General features: G+C 65.1%; 6 protein-coding genes. 2 read left to right on the forward strand and 4 right to left on the reverse strand.

The window, feature by feature from the left end:
* Nucleotides 1–276: 276 nt before the first annotated feature.
* From AB0N24_RS27285 to AB0N24_RS27295, 3 genes are all read right to left on the reverse strand, one after another.
* A complete protein-coding gene (locus tag AB0N24_RS27285; RefSeq protein WP_364131675.1) occupies nt 277–1,005 on the reverse strand; it encodes a FadR/GntR family transcriptional regulator in 729 nt (242 codons plus the stop codon).
* A gap of 117 nt (nt 1,006–1,122) precedes the next feature.
* On the reverse strand, nt 1,123–1,374 hold the full coding sequence (locus AB0N24_RS27290) for a DUF2630 family protein (RefSeq protein WP_364131677.1): 252 nt from the start codon (nt 1,372–1,374) through the stop codon (nt 1,123–1,125).
* A gap of 191 nt (nt 1,375–1,565) precedes the next feature.
* Complete coding sequence (locus tag AB0N24_RS27295) at nt 1,566–2,360, reverse strand: carbon-nitrogen hydrolase family protein (protein ID WP_364131680.1); 795 nt, start codon at nt 2,358–2,360, stop codon at nt 1,566–1,568.
* Nucleotides 2,361–2,392: 32 nt separating this feature from the next.
* On the opposite strand from AB0N24_RS27295, the gene AB0N24_RS27300 reads away from it, so the two are divergent.
* Nucleotides 2,393–3,049: a GntR family transcriptional regulator gene (locus AB0N24_RS27300; RefSeq protein ID WP_364131683.1), complete on the forward strand. Its 657-nt coding sequence runs from the start codon at nt 2,393–2,395 to the stop codon at nt 3,047–3,049.
* 108 nt (nt 3,050–3,157) lie between these two features.
* On the opposite strand, the gene AB0N24_RS27305 is transcribed toward AB0N24_RS27300, so the two are convergent.
* Entirely contained in the window at nt 3,158–4,549 is a 1,392-nt protein-coding gene (locus AB0N24_RS27305; RefSeq protein ID WP_364131688.1) for an MFS transporter, read from the reverse strand.
* A gap of 149 nt (nt 4,550–4,698) precedes the next feature.
* Here AB0N24_RS27305 and AB0N24_RS27310 point away from each other — a divergent pair, with 149 nt between their 5' ends.
* The gene (locus AB0N24_RS27310) at nt 4,699–5,385 is read left to right on the forward strand and encodes a DUF2848 domain-containing protein (RefSeq protein ID WP_364131686.1); all 687 of its coding nucleotides are present in this window, start codon (nt 4,699–4,701) and stop codon (nt 5,383–5,385) included.
* The last annotated feature ends 101 nt before the right edge of the window (nt 5,386–5,486 follow it).

The raw sequence follows: 5,486 nt of genomic DNA on the forward strand, positions 1-5,486 counted from the left end.
TGTCCCGGTCCCCGAGGAGATCGTGTTCGGAACGGGTGTCCGGGGCGGTATCGGCAATGGTGGTCATGGGGTCCTCACAGGGCTTCGTTGACGGGGCGTGGACGGTAATTTTGGACGCAAGAATGTGGACGGAAAAAAATTTGGGCATAAGAATCCAGGGCTAGCTTGGACGTTGCTGCAGCCAGGCCCGCGGGCATGGCGGTTCCACCGCAAGGAGCCCGCGGGGCTTACGGCGGTTGGGGCAGGTCAGGGAAACGTGGAAGTCGGGCTCAGCGTTTAGCGCGTATGGCCGGCCCTGGAGTGGTCGCTTCCGGGGACGATGGTGCCCAGGGCACATTCAACCCCGTGCAGATGCATCCTCATGGCCAGGGATGCTTCCTCGGCTGATCCGCTCTCGATGGCAGCGAAAATGCGCGCGTGCTCCTCACCCGATTCCTTGCGCCGGTCAGCCACCAGGTTGAGCGTGTTCGACTGGTTGGCCATGGCGTCGCAGATATCCGACAGGAAGGATTCGAACACGCCGTTGCCGCTGCACCGGGCGATGGTCACGTGGAACTCGGTGTTCAACAGCACCCACTGCTGGAGATCGTCCTCCACGGACATTTCCCGCAGGATTTCCCGGAGAGCCTCCAGGTCTTCGCTGCTGCGGCGTTCGGCGGCCAGGCCAGCGGCAGGCACTTCCACGTGGGGGCGTGCCTCCACGAGGGCGCTGGCCGAGTACTTGCCGAGCTTAAGGTCCTGGGCCACCTTGTCAGCGATGACGAAGGTGCCTTTCCCTGTGTGGGTGGCGGTCAGCCCCAATGCGGTGCAGGAACGCAGTGCCTCCCTGACCATCGTGCGGCTCACGCCGTACTGCTTGGCGAGCGATGCCTCCGAATCGAGGCGGGTGCCCACCGGGATCCTGCCGCCTTCGATGGCGCTGCGGAGGGATGCGAAAACCGCCTCAGCCGCGCCAACGCGTACCACTCGATCTTGTGCAGCTGTCCAGCTGTCCAACAGGTCCATATAAAGACTATGGCACCTGTCACAGAGCCTGTCAAAGGTGTCGCGCAGATGTCGCGAGGGGAGGGGCGTCAGGCGGTCCCCCGGGCTATCAAGGAGGTCCGCGCCGTTGCAGGGAAATCAGCCGCGGTAGTCCTCCACCTGCCTGACCGGCCGCGGCGCCGCCTCTTCCGGATTCTCGCCGTATTGCACCTTGGCCCGCCTCTGGCGCAGCAGATCCCAGCACTGGTCCAGGTCCTCCTCAATGCGCTGGAGCCGTGTGCGATCTGGCGCGTGCTCGGGCCCGGGCGCGGCGGATTCCGCCTTTTCGCGAAGCTCGCGTTCCTCCTCAACGAGCCTTTGGATGCGGTTCAGGATGCCCTCTTCGTCCACTTTGTCCTTCTTCCTCGGGGAGCGCTTACCAGTCAGGGTAGTGATGCGCGCTGCGCCTGACCAGAGCATCGTGCTGCCGAGGTGGCGGCGACCGCAGCCGAAAAGGACCGCAGCCAAAAGGGAGCGGACGACGGCGGGAGGTCCCGCCGTCGTCCGCTCCAGCAGGTGCGCCAGGCGCTGGAAAGTCCGGACTAGAAAGTCCGTGCGTTCGCGAGCACCGGCAGTTTGCCGCGGACGTCCGTGATGACGGCGGGGTCGATGTCGACCACGGCCAGTTCAGGCCCGGCGCCCAATGCAACCAGCGGGGAGCCGAGCGGGGACACTACGGCACTGTGGCCGATCCCGGTGGGGGCGGCACCGGCGGACGGCAGGCCGATGCTGGCGGGGTCACCTTGCCCGCAGGCCACCACAAACGTGGTGCTGTCCACGGCACGGGCGCGGACCAGCAGGTCCCACTGCTCCGCTTTTCCTTCGCCGGCCCCCCAGGATGCGCAGACGATGTTGACCTGGGCGCCGGCCCGGGCGTTTGCCGTGAACAGTGCGGGGAAGCGCACGTCGTAACAGGTCGCGAGGCCGATCACCGTGCCGTTGAGGTTGAAGGTCACCAGTGACGTGCCGGCGTCCACGGAATCGGACTCGGCGAAACCAAACGCATCAAAGAGATGGATCTTGTCGTAGGAGGTCTCGATGCCCGGGCCGGTGACCAGCAGGGTGTTCCGCACGCGGCCGCCCTCGCCCGGGGTGAACATGCCCGCCACCACGGTGATGTGCAGCTCGCGGGCAATGCTGCGGACGGCGGTGGCCCATGGCCCGTCCAGCGGCTCGGCGATGTCCGCCAGGCTGTTGCCGAAGGCGCGCATCACCGCTTCCGGGAACACCACCAGTTCAGCTCCGGCCGCTTTGGCCCGCATCCCGTATTCTCGAATCAGCTCCAGGTTGGCGGCCAGATCGGCTCCGGTGATAATTTGGGCCACTGCTAAACGCATGAAATTACTCCAGTCTGTTGTATACATAATGTATGCGAAAAAGTTCGGGGACAGCGGCGTCCGGCCGCGAGAAGGCGTACGCGTACCTGCGGGAACATGTCCTGATCGACCCGGAGGTGCAGGGGAAGTTCTTGAACGAGCAGGAGCTGGCCGCCGAGATCGGCGTTTCGCGCACTCCGGTCCGGGAAGCGCTCCTGTTGCTCGTCTCCGACGGCCTGGTGGAACTGATTCCGCAGCGCGGAGCCTATGTTCCGCCGGTGACTGGCCGCGAAATGTCGGAGCTGATGGAACTCCGGGGTGTGCTGGAAAGCCATGCCGCCCGCCTGGTGATCGAACACCGCAGCGTTCCTGCGCAGACGATGCAGGACACCCTGGACCAGCAGGCCCAGCTTCCCGAGCAGATGAACCCGGAGGCTGCGCAGGAATTCATCCGGCTGGACACCCTCTTCCACCAGCAGCTGATCGACGCCGCAGGCAATGAGCTCATCTCCCGCACGTACAGCAAACTGCATGTCCGGCAGATCCTTGTGGGCGTCTCCGCCCTGTTCCGCACCGGCGGACGGCGCGGCCAGGTGTGCGCCGAACACCAGGACATCCTCGATGCCCTGGTGTCGGGCGACGCGGTGAAGGCGCAGGCGGCCATTGACCATCACCTGGCTGTCACCCGGGACATCCTGCTCCGCACCTAATGGTCCTGCTGGAGTTTTTGTCCACATAACGCGAGCTCCAAAGCCTTTTGGACGCATTATGTGGACAAAAACTCCGGCCGCGTTGGCCGGGTTCGCCCGGATTGCGGGTCAGCGGGATTCGGCGACGCCGGACTGCTGGCGCGCTTCCGCGGATCCTTCGAGCAAAAGGCGGTAGTCCTCGTCTTCGACGGTGTTGGAATCCCGGCCTAGCGCCAACCCCACTGCCGTGACGGCAGCGGCCACGGCCACGTAGATGGCCACCGGGATCCAGGTTCCGAACCGGGCCAGCAGCAGCGTGAACATCAGGGGTGCGATGGCGCCGCCGATCACACCGGCGAAGGTGTAGGCGAGTGAGCTGCCCGTGGAGCGCAGCCGCGGGGAGAACTGCTCCACGATGAAGGCTGCCTGCGGGCCGTACATGAACGAGTGCGCCATGAGGCCGATGACGATGCCCACGATCAGCATCGGTTCGTTGTCCCCGCCCAGGATGCCGAAGAAGATGAACGTCCACACAGCACCCACCACTGCCGCGGTGCCGTAGACCAGCCGGCGGTTGAAGCGGTCGGACACTGCGCCGGCCAGCGGGATCATGAAGAGCTGGAACGCGGAGCCGATCAGGACGGCGGTGAGTACCTGGTTGCGTTCGTAGCCGAGGGACTGGATGCCGTAGGTAAGGGTGAAAACAGTGAACAGGGCGTAGAGCACATCCGGGCCCACGCGGCACAGGGTGGCGGCGATCAGCGGGCGGAGCTCCCTGCGGAAGACCTCGTAGACGGGGGCGCTGGGCTGTTCCCCGTGCGCCGCGATCGCCTTGAAGATGGGGGTGTCTTCCAGCCTCAGCCTGATCCAGAGCCCGAAACCGACCAGCAGGGCCGAAACCAGGAAGGCGATGCGCCAGCCGAAGCTGATGAACTGCTCTTCAGTCAGCATCAGTGTGAGAACGGCCAGGGCGCCGTTGGCCAGGAGGTTGCCCGCGGGCGGGCCCACCTGGGCTGCTGATGCCCAGAAGCCCCGGCGGTGCGGATCGCCGTATTCGCTGGAGAGCAGCACAGCGCCGCCCCATTCGCCGCCCACGCCCACGCCCTGGGCGAAGCGCAGCAGCACCAGGATGATCGGGGCGGTGATGCCGATGCTGTCGTAGCCCGGCAGCACACCGATCAGGACGGTGGCCACGCCGATGATCATCAGCGTTGTGACCAGGACCTTCTTACGGCCGATCCGGTCGCCCAGCCGGCCGAAGATGATGCCGCCGACCGGGCGGGACACGTAGCCCACCGCATAGGTGGAGAAGGCCAGGATGGTGCCGGTCAGGGGATCGGTTGACGGGAAGAAGACGATGGGAAATACGACGGCGGCCGCGGCCGAGTAGACGGCGAAGTCGTACCACTCGAGGGCGGTGCCGGTGAGGCTGGCGGCGAAGGCCTTGTACAGGCCCTTGGGGTGAATCGGCTTGTCCGGACGCGGCGCTGCGCCGGAAGCCGGAACTGGGACGTTGGCCATGGTGTTGTCCTCCACGAGATGTTTACGGGTGACGCCTGTCACGCTGGCGTTAAATGTATACATTACGCATACTGGATGTACATTGGCGACTGTTTCCGGTTTCCGGTTTGTAAATTTCTCCAGCAGGACACGCAAAGGATGGACAGAACATGACGACTCTGAGCTTCGAACTTCCCGACGGCAGCACCCGGAAAGTGCAGGTCAAGCACCTCCTGAACGCCGGCTATGCCGGGCGGGAGCAGGAGGAAGTGCAGGCCCACATTGCCGAACTGGCCGAGCTGGGAGTTCCCGGCCCCACCACCACTCCGGCGCTGTACCCGGTCTCGCCGTACCTCGCGCAGCAGGTTTCCGAAGTCCGCGTGCAGCACGGCCGGACGTCCGGGGAGGCCGAGTGGGCGCTGGTCATTACCGAGGACGGAGTGCTCCTTACCGTGGCCTGCGACCACACCGACCGCGAGCTTGAGGTTCACGGTGTGGCCTGGAGCAAGAACGCGAGCCCTGACGTTCTGGGCCGCAAAGCCTGGCTGCTGGATGACGTGCGGGACCACCTGGACCAGATCACGTTGAAGGGATGGGTGGGGGCGGGCGACACTCCGGACACGCTCATCCAGGACAGCTCGTTGGCAGCATTGCTCAGCCCTGACTACTGGCTGGACGTCCTCACTGAGCGCGGCCTCAACGAGCCAGGCACGGTCCTCATCTCGGGCACCGTGGCCATGACCCACGGCGTGGACCAGTTCGCCCGCAGCTGGAAGGTGGAAATGGCGGATCCGGTTACCGGCGCCTCGGTGGATGCCCAGTATGTCGTGGAGCAAATGGCCGAGCCGATCGGCTGATTCACCTATTCAGGCAAAACAGAAGCGGACGACGGCGGGAACTTCCCGCCGTCGTCCGCATACGCCGGTTATTTTTTGGCCCCGGGTCAAGCGCGTAAAAC

Origin of the sequence: Arthrobacter sp. NPDC093128, assembly GCF_040683875.1 — a bacterium.
GTDB lineage: Bacteria > Actinomycetota > Actinomycetes > Actinomycetales > Micrococcaceae > Arthrobacter.